Below are 20,070 nucleotides of genomic sequence, written 5' to 3'. Positions count from 1 at the left end.
ATTAAACCTTTCCTTCTTTTATTTCTATATCTTCATCACTTACAACTCTACTAATAGATAAAACTAAACCAATAGCAATTGACATAGATAGCATTGAAGATCCTCCATATGAAAGTAAGGGTACTGCAATACCTTTAATTGGTATCATCCCAGATATTCCATATGAATTTATTAAAAATGCAATTATAATCATCAAAGCAATACCTAATGTAAACAAATGATAAATAGGATTTTTAACTCTTCTACTAATTCTAAATATACGCCAAATTATAGAAAACATAATTCCAACAATACACATTAATCCCAATAGGCCTATCTCTTCAGTAATACCAGCTAATACAAAATCTGTATGAACTTCTGAAAGAAATCCAACTTTAATATCCCCATTAGAAATGCCTTGGCCTAAAAAACTTCCATTATGCATTGCATTTAAAGAATGTGATACTTGATATGGCTCAGGTAACTCATCAATACGTAAATAAGATTCTGCCCAAGAAGGCAGCACAGAAAGAATTCCATCTTGAACCATTGCCCACCAAGAATATATTCTTTGAATTCTATGAGGAGCCGCAAGTATTAATCCGGCTAAACCTAAAAGTGCTCCTGCCCCTAAAACTAAAAAGATTTTAAAAGACCTATTTGCAAAAATCAATAATATAACTAGAATAATTCCTAAAAGTACAACTTGTCCTAAATCTTTTTGTAAAAAAGCTACAATAAAAACTACAGCAAAAAACGTTAAAAAGTATGGAGCTAAAAGAATTGACTCTTTTCTTAAACCAATTTTTTTTGGTTGATCCATAACTTTTCTATGAAAAGACCAAGATAAAAAATAAATAAAACCTATTTTAAAAAACTCTACAGGAGACAGTGAGAATCCTGGTAATCGAATCCATCTATTAGCACCACCAGATGCTGTTACTAGAGAAGATGGAAGTGCAGGCATTAGTGCCATTAAAAAAAAGAATAGTAAAAATAGTGTCATCCCAACTTTTCCAACTAATTTATCTGGGTCTATTAATGAAAAAGACCACATAATAGCAATTGCAACTATAGCAACCATTGTCTGTCTAATAAAGAAATGAAATTGACTATATCCATAATACTCGACAGTATAAATACTTAAAGAGTATGAAAACACCACACTTAAAGTGATTAGTAAAGATACTAAAATGAGCAATAGATAATCTGCTTTTTGACAATTTAAATTATTTTTTATTGATTTAATCTTATTTTTGTTAGAATACATACTCTATTATATAACATTATGGATAAATATGTCTTCAAACAAAATCGAAAAAATTAATAAAACTAAAAAAATAGCAATATTATTTATGATTATTTTCTTATTTTTACTAATACTTATTATTTCTGTATTCCGAACAATAACTGAATATAGACATATGCCAACATTACAAAGTGAAAAAAAAGAATTATCAGTGCGTGGGGATATCATTAGTTCTGATAATTTTAAAATTGCTTCATCTAAAAAACTATATAAAGCATCTATAGATACAAGACACTTGGCAGAAGATAAAAAAGAGCTATTTTTACAACTTTTTTCAATTTATAGTAAAATTCCTTATAAAAAATTAAAAGAGAAACTAACAAAAGCAAAAAATCGACCAGGAAATTTAGTATTATCTTATAATATTGATTCAAGAACTGCAAAGAACTTAAAAGAACTCTCTTTTAAACTACGACAACTTAATGTATTTATATCAAGAAAAGTTAAAGGTGGAAAAATACTTAGAGGTTTAAGTATTCAAGAAAGCGGAGAAAAAAGATTGTTTTCATACGAAGATACATTAACTCCAGTTGTAGGTTATATATCAAAATTTGAAAGTAAAAATGGTACAACAAAAGTAAAAGGTATCAAAGGACTTGAAAAAAGTTATAACAAAGTTTTAAATGAATCTAAAGATGGAATTTTACAAGGGAATAGAGATGTATTATCATATATATCTTTTGATAAAAATTCATTAATTAGAAAAAGAATTGATGGTGCAACTTTAAATTTAAATATTCCATTAAAACTTCAAAAAAACAATGAATTAACACTTGATGTACATAAAGAGAAATTGAGTGCAGATGAAATAATGGTTTCAATAATGAATAGTAAAACTGGTGAAGTATTAACACTTGCATCTTCTAATAGATTTAATCCAGAAAAAATTAGACAAAAAGATATTCCATCATTAAATGTAAATGCAATAGAATATCAATTTGAACCAGGATCAATAGTTAAACCCTTATCAATATCTCTAGTTATGGATAAAAATAGAATTAAAAAAAATGAACTCTTTTTTGCCTATAATACAAAAGGAAAAGCTAATAGCAAAGGAGAATTCCCTAGAGGAAAGTATAAATTAGGTAGATACACAATTGGAGATGATCATAGATTTAAAAAACACTATTTAACACTAAAAGATGTAGTAATTTATTCTTCAAATATTGGTACCTTAAAAATTGCCCAAAGACTTACAGGTCCTGAATTTTATGAAGGATTTAAAAGATTCGGATTAGCAAGAAAAACAGGAATAGATTTACCATATGAAAAAAAAGGTGTAATCCATAGTATAAGACAATATTCAGCTGGGGATAGAGATAAAGAAGATAATATTTTTAAAGCTACAGATTCATATGGTCAAGGTATTACAGCAACTTTTATGCAAATGATGAAAGCTTATACAGTTTTTAGTAGTGAAGGATATATGTCCACACCAAAGATTGTTTCTCACTTATCTCATAATGACAGTAAATATAAAGCCTATGATAATAAACCAGAGAAAGTGATTTCTAAAGAAACTGCAAATAAAATGAAGCAACTTTTAATACAAACAGTTGAAGAAGGAACAGGGAAAGCAGCAAGAATTGAAGGTTTAGAAATAGGTGGAAAAACAGGAACTGCACAAATTGCAAGAGGAGGAAGATATCTAAAAAAATATATTTCTTCATTTTTTGGTTTTGTTAGTGATGGAGAAAATTCTTATACAATTGGAGTTACTGTAATGAATCCAAATTCTACAGGAAAGTATTGGTATTATCGATACGCATCATCATCTGCAGTTCCTGTATTTAAAGAAATTATACAAAATCTAATTAAATTAAACTACCTTACACCTAAAAACGATATAATTTCAAAAAATTAATATAAAGGCAGATAATGTTCGGAAAAGAATTAAAAAAATATGATTATACAACAGAAGAGTTAGCAAAATTTCAATATGCAAAAATTACTACAAGTAAAGGTGTTATTTTAATTAAATTATTTAATGAAGATACTCCAAATACAGTTGCAAACTTTGCTACATTAGCAAATGATGGTTTTTATAATAACCTTAACTTCCATAGAGTAATTCCTGGGTTTATGGCACAAGGTGGTTGTCCTGAAGGTACAGGAACTGGCGGGCCAGGATGGTCAATTCCTTGTGAAGTAGATAAGAATAAACAAGTTCATAATCAAGGTAGTTTATCAATGGCACATGCAGGTCCAAATACAGGAGGAAGTCAATTCTTTATATGTTTTGATGCTACACCACATTTAGATAGACATCATACTGTTTTTGGTGGAATTGAACCAGAAGATGCTGATAGCTTCGAAGTATTAGATTCAATTGAACAAAATGATGAAATTATTTCAATAGAAATATTAGAATCAAAATAGTTTATCGTTTAGTAATAAAAAGGTCAGTATAAAAACTGACCTTTTTTTATACATAAATATTTATATAAAGGAAAGATAAAATATGACTCCTTTTATTATTTCACAAATATTAGTACTACTAGCTATTTCCTTTGATTTAATGTCTTTCCAATTTAAAAATCGTAAATATATTTTAATATGTTTTAGTCTTGCATCATTATTAATTTCAACACATTTTATCCTACTAGAGAAGTGGACAGCGGCTTCATTAATGGCGCTTGCTGTTATTAGATTTATTGCAAGCTATTTTAGCACTTCTTTAAAGATGAGAAATTTATTTATTACTCTTACTATTTTAATTTCTATATTTACATTTCAAGGCTATCTAAGCATTATAAGTTGCATTGCAGCTATTTTTGGAACACTTGGATCTTTTCACAAAGAAGATAAACAATTACGTCAATTAATGATGATTTGCAGTTTATTATGGATTATTCATAATGCCTTATCACTTTCACCCGCCGCAGTTATTATGGAGTTTTTATTTATATCTAGTAATTTATTTGGTTATTATAGGTTTTATATTAAACCTTCTAATAATTAACTTTATTAATTAAAATATTTAACATGTAAAGAATATCTATAAGAAAGAAAAAAGGATTATCAATAAAATTGATAATCCCTATCGAGTTTGTGTATTATAAAGAATGAGTCTTTCTCAGACTACATTCCCATACCAGGCATTCCACCCATACCCATGTCAGGCATAGCAGGAGCACCGGCATCTGTTTTAATATCTGTAACTGTAGCTTCTGTAGTTAATAATAAAGAAGCAACTGAAACAGCATTTTGCATTGCAACTCTTTCAACTTTTGCAGGATCTACAATACCTGCAACGAACATATCAACATATTCACCAGTTGCAGCATTAAATCCTAGGTTTTCATTTTCTGATTTTTCAACTTCGTTTGCAACAACACCAGCATCAAAACCAGCATTTAAAGCAATTTGTTTTAATGGCGCTTTAATGGCTCTTAAAACAATAGCAGCACCAATAGCTTCATCACCTTCTAGTTCTAATTTAACTTTAGCAGCAGCTCTAATTAAAGCAGCTCCTCCACCAATCACAATACCTTCTTCAACAGCAGCTCTTGTTGCACTTAATGCATCATCTACTCTATCTTTTTTCTCTTTCATTTCAGTTTCACTTGCAGCTCCAACTTTAATAACTGCAACACCACCTGAAAGTTTTGCTAATCTTTCTTGTAATTTTTCTTTATCATACTCAGATGAAGTTCCTTCCATCTCTGCTTTGATTTGATTTACTCTAGCTAAAACAGCCTCAGCTTCACCAGCACCATTTACAATAGTAGTATTATCTTTATCTATTACAACTCTAGCAGCTGTTCCTAAAGCTTCCATACCAGTTGATTCAAGCTTCATTCCCATTTCTTCGGCAACAACAGTTCCAGCAGTTAAAACAGCAATATCTTCTAACATTGCTTTTCTTCTATCACCAAAACCTGGAGCTTTAACAGCTGCAATATTTAATGAACCTCTTAATCTATTTACAACTAAAGTAGAAAGTGCTTCACCTTCAACATCTTCAGAAATGATTAATAAAGGTCTTCCTGTTTGATTAACTGCTTCTAAAATAGGTAACATTTCTTTTAAGTTAGAGATTTTTTTCTCACATAATAAAATAAATGGATTTTCCATTTCAGTAGTCATTTTTTCAGTATTTGTAATAAAGTATGGAGATAAGTAACCTCTATCAAATTGCATACCTTCAACAACATCTAATTCATCAGAGATACCTTTTGCCTCTTCAACAGTAATAACACCATCTTTTCCAACTTTATCCATTGCTTCTGCAATCATTGCTCCAATTGCAGTATCAGAGTTTGCAGAAATAGTTGCTACTTGTTCAATCTCTTTCTTATCAGCAACAACTCTAGAAGCAGCTTTAAGCTCAACTAAAATAGCTTCAGTTGCTTTATCCATACCTCTTTTTAAAATAATAGGATTAGCTCCTGCCGTTACATTTCTTAAACCTTCTTTGAAAACACTATGAGCTAATACAGTTGCAGTTGTAGTTCCATCACCTGCTTCATCAGCAGTTTTTGAAGCAACTTCTTTTACAAGTTGTGCTCCCATATTTTCTAAAGTGTCTTCTAATTCAATCTCTCGTGCAACAGAAACACCATCTTTAGTAATTGTAGGAGCTCCAAAAGCTTTTTGTAATAATACATTTCGCCCTCTTGGACCCATTGTAACTTTTACAGCATCAGCTAGTTTTTCAACACCTGTAAATAATCTATTTCTTGCGTCATCACTAAATTTTACTTCTTTTGCCATCTTACATAACTCCTATAATATTTTCTTGTTCTAACACTAAATAATCTACACCATCAAGTGTAAATTCAGTTCCTCTAAATTGTTCAAAAACAATAGTATCACCTACATTAATTTCAGTAACTTCTCCACCAATTGCTTTAACTTCTGCTGTATTTGGTTTTTCTTTAGCTGAATCAACTAAAATAATTCCACTTGCAGTTTTACTCTCTACTTCAGTTCTTTGTACTAGAACTCTTTTCCCTAATGGTTTGAAATTCATGTTAATCCTTTGATTAAGTTTTATAATATTTTTTTATAATTTTTATGTTTAGCACTCTAATTTTTTGAGTGCTAGATTTTATATAATTTTTGCAAATTTGTCAAGTACTATGAGTTAAAATGACTAAGAGTTTGATTTTAAGAGGAGAGATATTACTATTTATGTCTATTTATATACTTTAAAAGTAGTTCTTCAAGCGAAAGTTTCAATTTATTATCAAGCCTATTCAAAACTTTTTCACACTTTATTGCTAAATTGTCAGCAGCTTTTATAGCTCCTTTTAAACCTAATAAATTAACAAAAGAATTTTTTGATTCATCATTTTGTGTTGTTTTACCAGCTTCTTCATCGCTTAGTGTTTCATCAATAATATCATCTTGAATTTGAAATAACAATCCTAAATCAATTCCAAAATTATATAATTTTTCTTGAGTTTCTAAATTATATTCAGAAATAATAGCACCCATTTTTAAAGAAGCAGCTATTAATTTAGCCGTTTTATGTATATGTAAATATTCTAACTGAGAAAGTTCAAGTTTTTGATTTTCAAAATAACAATCAATTGCTTGACCAATTATCATTCCATCAATTCCACCATTACTAGATAAACATTTAACTAACTCTATTTTTACATCATTGTGTAAGGGAGCATTTGCTATTTTATTAAAAGCTTCAGTATTTAACGCATCACCTACTAAAATAGCTGTAACTTCATCATATTTATTATGTAAGGTTTTAAAACCACGTCTTAAATCAGCATTATCCATTGAAGGTAAGTCATCATGCACTAAGGAATAAGTATGAAGCATTTCAAGACCTAAAGCAACAGGCATTGAATTTTTAATAATTAAACTTTTATTTGATTTTACAACAGAGAGTAAAAGCATTGGACGGAATCTTTTTCCACCAGCTTTTAACATATCAGCTAATGCATCTTCAAAATATGGATGAAAAGTTTTTGAACTTGGAAGATTATTTAATAAATAATCTTCAAATTCATTTAATAAGTTCTTCATTTAACTATTTTTTTGCCCCATAGAACCTAAACCACCCATCATATTCATAGCTGTCATTTTTTGATTTTCTTCAGTTTGTTTAATAACATCATTCATACATGAAATTAATAAAATTTGTAAAGAATCTTTATCGTCTAGTAATGAATCATCAATTTGTAAATCAATTACTTCTGAGTTTCCATTTACTGAAATTTCAACCATTCCTCCACCAGCTTTTGATGTAAATATTTTTGAAGCATTTTCTTCTTTAGCATTCGCAGCCATATCTTGAAATTGACCCATCATATCATTTAAGTTTAAATTTTTTAAGTCAATTCCATCAAACATGATCACTTCCTACTAATTCATTTGTTATCATATCAATATTATTTTCATCATCAACAATTACAACAATTGGTTTATAATTTTCTAACTCAACTTCAGAATAAGAAGCATAAGAAATTACGATAATTTTGTCACCAATTTCAACTTTTCGTGCAGCTGCACCATTAAGACACATGTCTTTACTTCCAGCTTTACCTTTAATAACATAAGTAGCAAATCTTTCACCATTGTTTACATTAACAATTTCAACTTTTTGTCCAACTCTTAAACTTGATGCATTCATTAAATCTTCATCAATTGTAATTGATCCAACGTAATTTAAATTAGCATCAGTAACAGTAGCTCTATGAATTTTACTATATAGCATCTCAAATGTCATATAATTTAGTCCTCTTTAACTTTGTAAATTTACAGCGTCACCCCAATACTGCTCAGGTATTAAATACTCAGCAACAGGGTTCCCACCTAATATATGTTCTTCAATAATTTTATCTATTTTTTCCTTAGACAATTGACAATACATGTGATGTCCAGGCTCAATTAGCATAATTGGTCCCATTTGACATCTACCTAGACATGAAGTTCTTATAACTTGAACTGGTCCCATTAATCCCTTTTTCATTAAAGATTGTGTCGTATGATTAAATAAATCTCTTGTATCTGGAGTTACACATGATGGTTTTGGCATACCTGGAGGGGAAGCTTGTTCACACTTAAAGATATAAAACGTTGGTTGCGGAATTGAAGGCATTGCCATTGTTTAGTCCTTTTATAAATAAAAATTTTATAATTTTAGTGAATTTTAACACTTTTTTATTAAAACCTAATAAAAATAGCTATTTAATTTTTTTTTAAATCTAAAATAATATACTTATTTTTTAAAATCTAAAAATTAAAGGCTATATATGAAAAAAATATTTTTCATTCTTTGTTCATTTATGTTACTTTTAGAGGCATCAAATCCAATTGCTGTTTTTAAAACAACTCAAGGAGAAATTGAAATTGAGTTAAGACCTGATTTAGCTCCAAAAGCTGTTGAAAACTTCGTAACTCATTCTAAAAATGGTTATTATGATGGTTTAATATTCCATAGAGTAATCAAAGGATTTATGTTACAAAGTGGAGATCCTACAGGTACAGGAAGAGCTGGAGAATCAATCTGGAAGAAAAACTTCGAAGATGAATTTTCACCAAATGCATTATTTGATAAACCGGGTATCTTAGCAATGGCTAATAGAGGAAGAAATACAAATGGTAGTCAATTCTTTATTACTACAGTTCCAACATATTGGTTAAATGGAAAACATTCTATTTTTGGTTATGTTACAAAAGGTATGGATATAGTTAAAAAAATTGAAAATGTTCCTACAAATGGAAGAAATGGTGGAGACAAACCATTAAGTGAACAAAAAATATTAAGCATTACGATTAAATAAATCAAGTTTATCTTGATTTATTTAATTATCCAAAAATCTTATTCATTATCTCTTTGTCACCATAAGTCATAATTTGTTTTTCTAAAGTTTCAACTCTTTTAGATTCATTATTAGCTTTTTCTTTCCAATATTCAAGTTTTTGTACTAAAACATCATTTGTTTCAATGGCTTCAAACTTTTCTGTCATTTTTACTAATTTTTCGGTAAGTTCATCAATCTCTATTTGAAAATTAACTTCAATTTGTTTTTTCTCTTTTTCAAACTTACTTTTAATATCTTCAATTTTAATTTTTAATCTTTTAATATCTAAACGTAAATCACTATTTTCTTTTGTTAATTTTAAAGAAGTATTATGTTTATCTGCATTTTTTTTATAAGTAGCTAATTCACTTTTTAAATTTCTATTTTCTAAAGAGTATTTTTCTGCTATATAAATATATTTATCATTATTTCTTTGAGCTTTAAAAAACTCTTCATTAGCATCTTCAAGTTTCATTTTTAAGTCATTGATTATTGAATGTTGCTCTGCATTTCCTTCTTTGCTTCTAATAAAAATTTCACTTTTATCTTTCATTAATGCACGTTGCATTTCTCTTTTTTTAGATAATTCTTCTGTAATATCTTTTTGTATTGATATTGCACCATCAATTTCACCAGCGTCATTTAAAATTGTAATCATTGAACAATCAGTTGTAAAAGTACCATTTTCTTTTGTTTTATTCTTTAAAGTACCATGCCATGATTTATTATTTAAAACATCCGCATACATTTTTACATATAAATCATTTGAAGTGTCATTATGCTTTAAAAACTTAAAATCTTGGCCTATTAATTCTTCTCTTGAATAAGCAGAAATTTTACAGCATAAGTCATTTACCTTTACAATTTTCATATGAATATCTGTCTCAATAACAATATTATTTAAATCAGTTACTTCTTTATATTTTGATAATTCTCTATTTTTCTGATCAATTAAAAACTCTTGATATAAAACACCTGCTAAGTCATTCATTAAAGAAAGAAGCTTTCTTATATCAATAGGTTTAATTATATATTCATGTATTTTTAATTTAATAGCTTCAGATAAAAATTCATTATCAGAATGTGCAGTTGCAAAGAAAATTGGAACTTTAGAATCAATTCCTCTTATTGTTTTTACCATATCAATGCCATTCAATTTTGGCATATTAATATCAGATAATATAATATCTATATCATCTTGATTACGAAGATATATTTCAAGACCTTCTTTTCCATCTTCAGCTGTATAAACATTTTCAAAAAAGTTTGATAGTAATTGAGATAATTCTGTTCTAATAACAGCATCATCTTCAACATAAAGAATTCTTAATCTTTTTAGTAACTTTTTATCTATTGCCATTTTTTATTTTATTTCCATACTTGTAATAAGTTCAATAAATTTAATAAAATCAAAGGGCTTTAATAAATACTCATTAACTCCATACTCTTTTGCTTTTGTGATATATTCAATTTCTGTGTGTGCAGACATCACAATAATTGGAATATTTATACCTTGATTTATAATATTTTCAATCATCTCTAAACCATTCATTAAAGGCATATTTATATCTGTAACAATTGCATCAATATCAGGATTATTTTTTAATATTTCTAAAGCTTCTATTCCATTATTTGCAGTTAAAAAATTCGCTTCTAATTTTGTTAAGGCATCAGAAATTATAGAAAGTAAGTCTTCTTCATCTTCAACAAAAAGAAGTTTCAGACTTCTTAGTTTTTCTATTTTTTCATGCATATTTTTTTCCAATAAATTTAGTCTTTTAACTCTTCTTTATTTACAACTCTTTCAATATCCATGATAACTAACATTTCATTATTATCTAATCTTACATAACCTTTTAAGTATTTAGATGGAATTGCTGAACCCATTTCAGAAACAGGTGCTAATGTACTTGTATCTAATCTTTGAACATCATCAACTAAATCTACAATAATTCCAACCATTCTTTTATCTTCAGTTATAACTGCTATTACAGATGTATTTTCATCATAAGTACCAGCACTTGTATTAAACTTTAATCTAATATCTAAAATTGGAACAACTTCACCTCTTAAATTAATAAGACCTTTTACCCAATCAGATGTATTTGGTAAAGGTGTAATATTATCTGGATAAGTTAATATTTCTCTAATTTTTGGTAATTCAATTGCATACTTCATTGCACCTAGTTCAAATGTCATAAACTCACTAGTATTAGCATAATCAATTACTTTTTCTTCATTATCCATAAATATTCCTTTTACTCAAGTTCTTTATTAAATACAAATTTATCTTATTTTATCAATTCTAAACTTAAAGCTTATTGTTTTTTTAAATTATTTATTGTACACATAGCAATATATTTCGGACTTTGTAAAGATACTATATCCCCTACTTCCAAATTATCTAGTGATACTATTTTATTTTCTTTTGATATTTGAACAAAACCATTTTTATCTTTTTTATCAGGATGATTTAATTCGAAATTATTCTTTAACAAATCAATACTATTTTGTAGTTTCATTAGATATTGAGAATAATTGTTTTCATATGTTCTTTTTAACATTTCTAGCTCATTTTGAGAATTAGAAACTTTTTGAGCTAAAGTTGATTGAAATGACGACTTTAAAAATTTTATTTCTGACTGTATAAATTCGAATTTAGCTTCAATTGAGTTTTGTTTAAATAGTTTCTTCAAATTTGATACATTTTCTTCTTTATTAAATAAGATTTGTTTCAATAAGTTATTAAACTCATTTGATAAAGAATCTAAATACATTCTGTGTTCATTAATATCAGGTAAGACTATTTCAATAGCATTCGAAGGAGTTGCAGCTCTTTTATCTGCCACAAAATCTGAAATTAAATAATCAACTTCATGACCAACGGCGGATACAATAGGAGTTCTTGATTCATAAATAGCATTTGCTACAATCTCTTCATTAAAAGCCCATAAATCTTCAATACTTCCTCCACCACGACCTACAATCATAACATCACAAAATAAAGTATCTGCATATATTATAGAATTTGATATATCAAAAGCAGAGCCTTCACCTTGAACTAAAGTAGGTATTAAAATAAACTCGACTAAAGGCCAACGATGTAAGGCAACTTTTTTCATATCTTCAATAGCTGCACCTGTTGCAGAAGTAACTAAAGCAATTTTTTTAGGATACTTAGGAAGTGCTTTTTTTATATCAGGATTGAAGTATCCTTTTTGTTCTAATTTAGTTTTTAACTGTTCATATGCTAGAGCTAAAGCTCCTTGACCAGCGGGTTGAATCTTATTACATAAAAGTTGATAATTACCTCGAGGAGCATATACTGTGATATTTCCTGTAATTACAATTTTTTGTCCAACTTCTAATTGAAATTTTAAATATTTAGTATTTCCTCTAAACATTACACATGAAATTGTAGAATTTTGATCTTTAACTGAAAAGTATATATGTCCAGAATTATGGTAAGTTAAATTTGAAACCTCACCTTCAACGTATACTTGAATAAATGTAGTTTCAAGTAGAGATTTTATTTGTGAATTTAAAGTAGAAACGCTAATAGGTGTATTCATAAAACCTCCTTCTTAATTTTAAAGTTTTCTTGCAATAATTAATGTTGAAATATTCATAGAAAAAGCTTTTACATGAATAGGCTCAAGACCAGCTATTTTTAATTCATTACATAAATTATCAGTTGTTAAAAACTCATCAATTGAATTTGGCAAATATGTATAAGCTTCTTTGTTTCTTGAAATCATTCCACCTAAGGTAGGTAGTATTTTATTCATATAAAAATCAGTTACATAATCTAAAGGATTCCTTTTTTCATTCTTTGTAAATTCAGAAATTACAACTAAGCCATCTTTTTTTAAAACTCTTGCAAATTCATCAAAAGCTTCTTGTCTTTGGACAACATTTCTAATCCCATAAGAAATAGAAATAATATCAGCAGAATTATCTTCTAATGGCATAGAAGCAGCTCCTGCTTCTATAAATTCAACCTCAGGAAGTTTTTTCTTTCCTACTTCCATCATTCCAACACTTGGGTCTACTCCAACAATATTTTCTATCTCAATATTATTAGATTCTGCGATTTTTTTCCAATGCTGAATCATATCACCAGTTCCACAAGCAACATCAACAATTTTTTCTATTTTATCTTTTCCATAAAAGTTAAAAGCTAAATTACAAGCTTTATTTCTCCAAGATTTATCAATTCCCATTGATAAAACTCTATTTGCTACATCATAAGTTCCAGCGATATCATTAAACATTGATACAATTTTTTCTTGTTTACCCATTCTTTATCAATCCTATTTTAAATTTTATAATATATATTTTCCAATTAAAAGACCTAAAATAAAACCAATATTAATAGCTACTGCTAAAAACATATATGACATCTTTTTATCTAATTTAGGTAGTTTTCCTAGAATCTCTTCTTGTTTATTTAAAGTTTTATCAAAGTTTTCACTAGCTTTTCCAAAAGTTTTATATGATTCATCTAAAACTTTTGTAGCATTTTTAAGTGCAATTTCTGAAAATTCCATTCTTTCAACAAGCTCCTTAGCTTGTTTAAAACTCATTTCACTCATTTTTTAATATCAATCCAAGTATCTAAGTCACAAAATATTTTATTTAATACATTAATTACATAATCTTTTGCATCTGTTTGTATTCTTCTAAAGAATAAATATTTTCTTGCACTTTCTATATCGCCTAATTCTTTTGCTCTAATAGCTTTTTGTGCAAAATCAGTATTATTATAAGCCATTTCCCATACAGTTGACCCTAAATATCTACTCATAGTAATTACTTTATCATTCTTTACAGGAAAATATCTTGGATCTTTTACAAAATCACATATTACAGAGTTTGAATCAATATATTTATGACCAAAAAAATTAATAAATTGTTCTTCAATATAATCCGGTTTCATAGAAATTGCTCTGTTTAGTGCAAACATAATATTTTCTGATGGGTTTTCTTCAATTTTTTTTATTTTTTTCATAGTAGCAATTGCATTTTTACCATCAAGTTCACCATCACCTAAAGGAATAATCCATTTAATATTATTAAAAGTTCCAACTTTTTTTATCTCATCCAAAACAAGTGATGAAGTTTTATTTCCGCCAACATCAATAATAACCTCATGATTATCATCCATTAAAATCAACTCATCTAACTGTGTTAATTTATTAGTACCTAACATTCTTTTATTTACTATTTCAGTTCTTGTAAATGATTTAGAATCATTATTTTCATCATCAATTTCAATATATGTAATTTTTTTGCCATGTTTTTTATAAAGATAAGGAGCTATTACTTGCATTGCAACTGTAGACTTCCCTACACCACCTTTTGTTTGTGGAATAATAATCATATTAATTAACCTTTTGGATTACGTTTCATAAACTCGATAATTTTTCCATGAAATCGTGCATAAATTTTATTTAATGAGATTTCATAATTATATAATTTGGCTATTTTATCGTAATTTTCATTAATTCCATATTCACACCAAGCTTGTAATTCTTCATAAGTTTCAAACTCATATCCAAATCTTTTTAACAATCTATTAGTATAAGAATCAACAACCATATAATCTTGCTTACAAGAATAACAAAGAATTGCATCAGCAGTTTCTGGGCCGATTCCTTTTTGCTCTAAAAGCCAATTTCTATCAGCTTTTAAACAAAAGTTTTCAAAGGTATTAAAATCTTCAATTATTTTTTTTGCTAAAGCGATAAGTCTTACAGATTTTTGATTTTTAAAACCACTTGGAGTAATAGCTATTGTTAATTCTTCTAAGTTAATACATGATAGTTTTTCTAAATTATCTATATCTAATTTTCTTAAATTCTCTAAGGATTTTTCTGCATTAACCCATTTAGTATTTTGAGTTAAGATAGAACCTAATAATATTTCAAAACTATTATCATTGGGCCACCAAAACTCATTCTTTTCATCTATTAAACTTTCTTCTTTCAAAAAACACAATAAATCATAAGAAGAAGATATACTAATCAATCATAGCCTTTGTTATTATATATTCAGGATTATTACATAGCTTTTTAATTTTAAAACTATTAGTGGCTTTCCCTTCTTCGTTTATATCTGTAACCATTATTTGAAGTATTGTTTTACATGAACTTGGAACTTCAAAATGACCACCAAGACCAGTTACAACTTTTTGAATAGGTATTTTTTTATCCATTCCAATAACATTATCTCTACATCCAGTTAACCCAATATCAGTTAAATAAGCTGTATTATTAAAAATTTGTAAATCATCTGTTCCAACATGAGTATGAGTTCCACATATCATACTAACTTCGTTTTGTAACATCATTAGCATTATTCTTTTTTCACTTGTTACTTCAGCATGAAAATCTATAAAAATACTTTTAATACCATCTGCATAAAGTTGATCAACAAGTTTACGTGCCCAATTAAAAGGATTTTCAACTGTTGGCATTGTATATTGACCCATTAAGTTTATAACAGCTAGTTTTTCAATTCCATTAGCAGTTTGTATATCACAAACTTTTAATCCACTTCCTATTAAACCAGGAGGATAATTGTCAGGTCTTAAAACTGGTTTAGTTTCAAGCAAAACCATCATCTCTCTTTTCTTATCAAAAGAGTGATTTCCACCTGTTATTAAATCAATACCCATGTTAAGTAGTTCATCACAGTTTTTTGTAGTTAATCCGAAACCATGACTTGCATTCTCGCCATTAGCAATTACAAAATCAATATCATATTCTTTTCTAATTTTTGATAAATTTTCTTTTATTATTTTACGGCCAGGACGACCTACAATATCACCAATAAATGCAATTCTCAATTGAATCCTTTAAGTTGTAAATATATTTTTGTGATTGTAGCAAGTGTAAGTTTAGGTATAACTTCAGTTTAAGTTATAGCTTACCTTTTTTTCGCAAAGATTAATTTACATTTTTTCCATTAACTTTAATTTTTCCTTTTTTAAAATCAATATTAAATACTACTTTACCATTATTTCTAAGAGCATATGTATATATAACTTGTTTCATACTAGGATGCATTCTTGAAGATAAGTTTCTGTAATCACCTTCAGATAACTCTAATTTAACTTTTGCATTTAATGAAGTTTAAAGAGAAAGTTTATTAACAGAATTCATTTTTATTAGCATTAATATCTATATTAAATTTATCAAATTTAACATCAGTAATAATCGTAGTATCATTAGAATTATTAGTAAATTCATGACCTAATATTTGAAATCTAGCCTGTATTTTTTACCTGATTTAGAAGTTGCCTTTATATTTTCATCAATATCTTTTAAAGACAATGTTTTTATTTTTGCTTTACTATCAAATAGGAGATTAAGTGTTAGAGATTCATCAAAATTTTTAGTATCATCTTTTTTTAAATTATTTATAAATATTTCATAGATAGGATATTTCTCAAATAAAATATCTGTTGAATATTCTTTTAACTTTTTTTCATTTGTAACTGCATGGGCAAAATCTCTTTTAGTATTTAAATAACCTTCATGCTTATCAATAGATAAAAGAATCCATTTTTCATTTAATTTTGATTTTTGTGATTCAATAGGAGCTAAAATAAATGCAGTTAAAGCAACTCATCCCAAAATGGCTTTTTTACTTATTCTTTTTCATTATTAAATATTTTTAGCACAAATATTTGCTTGAGCAAATGCTATTTGAAAATTGAAGCCACCTAACTCTCCCGTTATATTTAGACATTCGCCAATAAAATATAAACCTTTTTGCTTTAAACTCTCAAAAGTTTCATGATTTATTTCATCAGTACTTATTCCACCTTTTGTAACTTCAGCTTTTGTGTATCCAAAGTTTCCTGCAGGGGAAAACTCATAATATTTTAAAATAGATAGTTTTTCTTTTTCATCTTTTTTCAATGAAGAAATAGCCTTGTCTTCTAAATCAATAGATTTTAAAAACTCTTCCGTAAATCTTTTAGCAAAAGGTAATGCTGAAGATATCTTTTTATTACTTCTAAAAAAATCTTCCATTTTATTTTTAGGTAAAAAATCAATAGCCATCTTACCTTTTTTCCAATATAAAGATGACGTTAAAATTACAGGACCAGAACATCCTTTATGAGCAAATAAAAATGAACCTTCAAACATTCTCCCTTCAACAAAAGTATTAACATATGTTGAAACACCAGATAAGTTTTTAAACCAAAATTGATCTTTTTGAACTGTAAAACCAACAAGTGCAGGTTCAAGTTTTTCAACTGTATGTCCAAATTTTAAGGCAGTATCAAAGCCAATTGAAGTAGCTCCTAATACAGGATAAGACAAGCCACCACTTGCAATTACTACTTTTTTTGATTCAATAGTGTTTCTTGTAGTTTTTATTTTATATGTTTTATCAAAATCTATTTCTATTACTCTTGTATCTAGATATTTTTTTACATGAGTAGTTAGTTTTAAAAACATATCAATCACATCAGATGAACTGTTACAAAAATAAGTACCTTTTACAATTTTTGGATTTATTTTAGGAAATACTCCATTTGAATTTAAGAATTTCAGTAATTCATCTTTTGAATACTTAGATAAAATCTCTTTAACAAAATCTCTATCTCCTAAATAGTTTTTACATGTAACTAACTCATTTGTTATATTACATTTAGCTCCCCCAGAAACTTTTATTTTAGAACCAACTTTTGAATTTGAATCAATTAAACAAATGTTTTTATATTTTCTTTTATCTAATTTTGATGCCAGCATTAAAGCACTAGCACCAGCACCAACAATTGCTATATCGTAGATGAATTATCCTTTTTACATATAAATCTATTTATTCCATTTTTATATTCATACTCTAATGAATAGCCATTTGCTTTTAATATATTATGAACAATATATAAACCCAAACCAAAAGAATCTTTAGATTTATCTTCATTTGCAAAAAATGGCTCAAAGTATTTTTCTAAATCATACTCCAGTTTTTTTCCATTATTTTCAAAAATAATATTTCCATCTTCTGTTTTAATAGTAACTTTTTTGTCATTCGAATATTTAATTGCATTATCAATTAAATTTTTTATAGCTATTGAAAATAGTTTAAAATTAATATTTATTTTTTTATTATCATAAGACCCAAGTATTATTTCATCTTCAATCATTAAGATATCTTTTGCATTATCAATTACATCATCTAAAAAATAGAACTTTTTTTCAATATTTTTAGTTGAAGAAATCAATTCTTCTATTGATGCAAACTCATTAATAAGAAGTTCAAGTCTAGAAAAAACTGATTTTAATTTTTCATTATTTTCTTTATTCTGTTCCAATTGCGTTAAAAAATTACCTTTTGTAATTGGAGTCTTTAGTTCATGCATTATATTTCTAATAAATACATTTCTAGCTTCTTTTAAACTCTTAAGTTTTAAAGCAGTTTTTTTAAATTCCATACCTAAAAGAGAAACTTCATCTTTTGAATCACTATTGCAACAATCAAAATCAAAATTTTCATCACCAAGAGTTTTTACCTTATCTTTTAACCTTTTTAAAGGCATTAATTTACGTATTGTTATTAAATACATTAATATGATAGTAATAATAACTATAGCAAAAACTAAAACTATATAAATTTGTGTATTTGTATCTGAAATTGAATTATCTTTAATTAAAATTGTTTTCTTCTTCTTTTTTATATATAAATAATTATTATCTTTTAATTTTAATACTCTAAATATAATTTTATCTCTAACATCTTTTCTTTCAAGTAAGACTTTTGTTAAAGGATTATAAGTAATTGCATTAATATTTCCTTTATTATTAAATAAAGTAAAATTAGAATCTTCTAAACTTTTTGCAAACTCTAAGTTTAACCCACCTTTATGATGTTTACGTAAAACAACTTTTATAATAGGTATATATTTCTCAAATAATTGTGATTCTTTTACTTTATAATTTTCAGTCATTAAAATACCAAAACTAACAATAACTAAAATAATTGATATTATAAAACTAACCGTAATAGTAAAAAATATTGATTGTCTATTCATTATAAAACTTGTACCCCATTCCTCTAATTGTATGAAGATATTTTGGCTCTTTTGGATTATCTTCAATCTTTTGTCTAATTCTATTTATAATTACAGCTAAAGAGCCTGAACCTTCATAATCTTGATTTAATAAATCTGAGTTATCAAAAATATCTTCACGTGAAATCACAAAACCATCTCTTTTAATAAGTAATGATAAAACTTCGAATTCTGCAGCTGTAAGTTTAACATATTTACCATTTTTTGTAATCTCTTTTTTATCACAATCTAAAACAAATGCTTTATTTTTTATTTCATCTTGTATATTTGAGTGATTAAATCTTCGTAAAATAGTTTTTATTCTAATTTCTAATTCTCTTGGGTCATATGGTTTTGGTAAATAATCATCTGCCCCTAATTGTAATGCAGTAACTTTATCAGTTATATCACTTCTTGCACTTGAAATTATTATAGGAATATCAAAATCTTTAACAATAGCTTTACAAACATCTAATCCATCCATACCAGGAAGTGTTAAATCAAGTATAATTAAATCATAAGTATTTAATTTTAAAGCAGAAAGAGCTAAAAATGGCTCTTCATAGTTAGTTACTTCAATATTAAATTGCTTTAAATATTCTGTTAAAACAATAGCTAATTCTACATCATCTTCTATCATTGCAATTTTAATCAAATTATTCCTTTTATTTAGAATCTAAAATATTACAAACTTTTTCAATCATATCCACTTTAAATTTTATCATATTCTGTCTTTTTTCACTCATTTTTTTGACAAATTCTTTTTACTTAAAACTATTTTATTTAAGATTATGACATTAGTTTGTTAATGATATATAAATTCAATATTAACAGAATATAACTCAAAAAAAGAGGCCTAAAAGAGAATAAAAAGAAGTAAAGCCCAAAAAGAAGGCTAAAAAAAAAGCTTAGCATAAACAACTGAAAGTTGAATAAGCTAA

At 27.0% G+C, this 20,070-nt stretch carries 23 protein-coding genes; 4 read left to right on the top strand and 19 right to left on the bottom strand.

What is annotated here, in order from left to right; genetic code table 11:
• Position 1: 1 nt before the first annotated feature.
• Positions 2 to 1,249 (bottom strand): FtsW/RodA/SpoVE family cell cycle protein, encoded by a 1,248-nt coding sequence (locus KO488_RS11715; RefSeq protein WP_216059005.1) that lies wholly within the window; start codon positions 1,247 to 1,249, stop codon positions 2 to 4.
• Between the two features lie 28 nt (positions 1,250 to 1,277).
• On the opposite strand from KO488_RS11715, the gene KO488_RS11710 reads away from it, so the two are divergent.
• The 3 genes from KO488_RS11710 to KO488_RS11700 all read left to right on the top strand — a co-directional run bounded on the left by KO488_RS11710 (position 1,278) and on the right by KO488_RS11700 (position 4,250).
• Positions 1,278 to 3,152, top strand: a complete 1,875-nt coding sequence (locus tag KO488_RS11710; protein WP_216059004.1) for a peptidoglycan D,D-transpeptidase FtsI family protein — start codon at positions 1,278 to 1,280, stop codon at positions 3,150 to 3,152.
• A 14-nt stretch (positions 3,153 to 3,166) separates the two neighbouring features.
• Positions 3,167 to 3,667, top strand: coding sequence for a peptidylprolyl isomerase (locus KO488_RS11705; protein WP_216059003.1), 501 nt, complete (start codon positions 3,167 to 3,169; stop codon positions 3,665 to 3,667).
• Positions 3,668 to 3,749: 82 nt separating this feature from the next.
• On the top strand, positions 3,750 to 4,250 hold the full coding sequence (locus KO488_RS11700) for a YgjV family protein (RefSeq protein ID WP_216059002.1): 501 nt from the start codon (positions 3,750 to 3,752) through the stop codon (positions 4,248 to 4,250).
• 119 nt (positions 4,251 to 4,369) lie between these two features.
• On the opposite strand, the gene groL is transcribed toward KO488_RS11700, so the two are convergent.
• The 6 genes from groL to KO488_RS11670 all read right to left on the bottom strand — a co-directional run bounded on the left by groL (position 4,370) and on the right by KO488_RS11670 (position 8,360).
• Entirely contained in the window at positions 4,370 to 6,004 is a 1,635-nt protein-coding gene (gene groL, locus KO488_RS11695; RefSeq protein WP_216059001.1) for a chaperonin GroEL, read from the bottom strand.
• A gap of 1 nt (position 6,005) precedes the next feature.
• Positions 6,006 to 6,263 (bottom strand): co-chaperone GroES, encoded by a 258-nt coding sequence (gene groES, locus KO488_RS11690; protein ID WP_152189856.1) that lies wholly within the window; start codon positions 6,261 to 6,263, stop codon positions 6,006 to 6,008.
• 155 nt (positions 6,264 to 6,418) lie between these two features.
• Complete coding sequence (locus KO488_RS11685) at positions 6,419 to 7,279, bottom strand: polyprenyl synthetase family protein (RefSeq protein WP_216059000.1); 861 nt, start codon at positions 7,277 to 7,279, stop codon at positions 6,419 to 6,421.
• Complete coding sequence (locus tag KO488_RS11680; RefSeq protein WP_216058999.1) at positions 7,280 to 7,606, bottom strand: YbaB/EbfC family nucleoid-associated protein; 327 nt, start codon at positions 7,604 to 7,606, stop codon at positions 7,280 to 7,282.
• Positions 7,599 to 7,982 (bottom strand): aspartate 1-decarboxylase, encoded by a 384-nt coding sequence (gene panD, locus KO488_RS11675; RefSeq protein WP_216058998.1) that lies wholly within the window; start codon positions 7,980 to 7,982, stop codon positions 7,599 to 7,601. Before panD ends, KO488_RS11680 begins: the two co-directional genes overlap by 8 nt.
• 15 nt (positions 7,983 to 7,997) lie before the next feature.
• On the bottom strand, positions 7,998 to 8,360 hold the full coding sequence (locus KO488_RS11670) for a (2Fe-2S) ferredoxin domain-containing protein (protein ID WP_216058997.1): 363 nt from the start codon (positions 8,358 to 8,360) through the stop codon (positions 7,998 to 8,000).
• 148 nt (positions 8,361 to 8,508) lie between these two features.
• Between KO488_RS11670 and KO488_RS11665 the strand changes: the two genes are divergently transcribed.
• Complete coding sequence (locus KO488_RS11665) at positions 8,509 to 9,039, top strand: peptidylprolyl isomerase (RefSeq protein ID WP_216058996.1); 531 nt, start codon at positions 8,509 to 8,511, stop codon at positions 9,037 to 9,039.
• Between the two features lie 25 nt (positions 9,040 to 9,064).
• Here KO488_RS11665 and KO488_RS11660 read toward each other — a convergent pair whose 3' ends face one another.
• From KO488_RS11660 to KO488_RS11605, 12 genes are all read right to left on the bottom strand, one after another.
• Positions 9,065 to 10,420 carry a response regulator gene (locus KO488_RS11660; RefSeq protein WP_216058995.1) on the bottom strand — a complete coding sequence of 452 codons (1,356 nt, stop codon included), beginning with the start codon at positions 10,418 to 10,420 and terminating at the stop codon, positions 9,065 to 9,067.
• A 3-nt stretch (positions 10,421 to 10,423) separates the two neighbouring features.
• Positions 10,424 to 10,813, bottom strand: coding sequence for a response regulator (locus KO488_RS11655; protein WP_216058994.1), 390 nt, complete (start codon positions 10,811 to 10,813; stop codon positions 10,424 to 10,426).
• Positions 10,814 to 10,830: 17 nt separating this feature from the next.
• Positions 10,831 to 11,307, bottom strand: a complete 477-nt coding sequence (locus KO488_RS11650) for a chemotaxis protein CheW (RefSeq protein ID WP_216058993.1) — start codon at positions 11,305 to 11,307, stop codon at positions 10,831 to 10,833.
• Between the two features lie 71 nt (positions 11,308 to 11,378).
• Positions 11,379 to 12,632 carry an exodeoxyribonuclease VII large subunit gene (gene xseA / locus KO488_RS11645; RefSeq protein WP_216058992.1) on the bottom strand — a complete coding sequence of 418 codons (1,254 nt, stop codon included), beginning with the start codon at positions 12,630 to 12,632 and terminating at the stop codon, positions 11,379 to 11,381.
• A gap of 18 nt (positions 12,633 to 12,650) precedes the next feature.
• Entirely contained in the window at positions 12,651 to 13,361 is a 711-nt protein-coding gene (ubiE, locus tag KO488_RS11640; protein WP_216058991.1) for a bifunctional demethylmenaquinone methyltransferase/2-methoxy-6-polyprenyl-1,4-benzoquinol methylase UbiE, read from the bottom strand.
• Between the two features lie 24 nt (positions 13,362 to 13,385).
• On the bottom strand, positions 13,386 to 13,646 hold the full coding sequence (locus KO488_RS11635) for a hypothetical protein (protein WP_228319159.1): 261 nt from the start codon (positions 13,644 to 13,646) through the stop codon (positions 13,386 to 13,388).
• A gap of 5 nt (positions 13,647 to 13,651) precedes the next feature.
• A complete protein-coding gene (locus KO488_RS11630) occupies positions 13,652 to 14,443 on the bottom strand; it encodes a hypothetical protein (RefSeq protein WP_216058989.1) in 792 nt (263 codons plus the stop codon).
• Positions 14,444 to 14,448: 5 nt separating this feature from the next.
• A complete protein-coding gene (locus KO488_RS11625; RefSeq protein ID WP_216058988.1) occupies positions 14,449 to 15,090 on the bottom strand; it encodes a 3-methyladenine DNA glycosylase in 642 nt (213 codons plus the stop codon).
• Positions 15,083 to 15,910: a TIGR00282 family metallophosphoesterase gene (locus tag KO488_RS11620; protein WP_216058987.1), complete on the bottom strand. Its 828-nt coding sequence runs from the start codon at positions 15,908 to 15,910 to the stop codon at positions 15,083 to 15,085. Before KO488_RS11620 ends, KO488_RS11625 begins: the two co-directional genes overlap by 8 nt.
• A gap of 820 nt (positions 15,911 to 16,730) precedes the next feature.
• Positions 16,731 to 17,828: an aminoacetone oxidase family FAD-binding enzyme gene (locus tag KO488_RS11615; protein ID WP_216058986.1), complete on the bottom strand. Its 1,098-nt coding sequence runs from the start codon at positions 17,826 to 17,828 to the stop codon at positions 16,731 to 16,733.
• Positions 17,829 to 17,857: 29 nt separating this feature from the next.
• The gene (locus KO488_RS11610) at positions 17,858 to 19,111 is read right to left on the bottom strand and encodes an ArsS family sensor histidine kinase (RefSeq protein ID WP_216058985.1); all 1,254 of its coding nucleotides are present in this window, start codon (positions 19,109 to 19,111) and stop codon (positions 17,858 to 17,860) included.
• Complete coding sequence (locus tag KO488_RS11605; RefSeq protein ID WP_216058984.1) at positions 19,104 to 19,784, bottom strand: response regulator transcription factor; 681 nt, start codon at positions 19,782 to 19,784, stop codon at positions 19,104 to 19,106. Before KO488_RS11605 ends, KO488_RS11610 begins: the two co-directional genes overlap by 8 nt.
• Between the last annotated feature and the right edge of the window lie 286 nt (positions 19,785 to 20,070).

Origin of the sequence: Poseidonibacter lekithochrous (assembly GCF_018861145.1) — a bacterium.
In the GTDB taxonomy this organism is placed as follows: Bacteria; Campylobacterota; Campylobacteria; order Campylobacterales; family Arcobacteraceae; genus Poseidonibacter; species Poseidonibacter lekithochrous_A.
The sequence above is the reverse complement of the archived record's forward strand: the minus strand, read 5'-3'. Positions and strand labels throughout refer to the sequence as shown.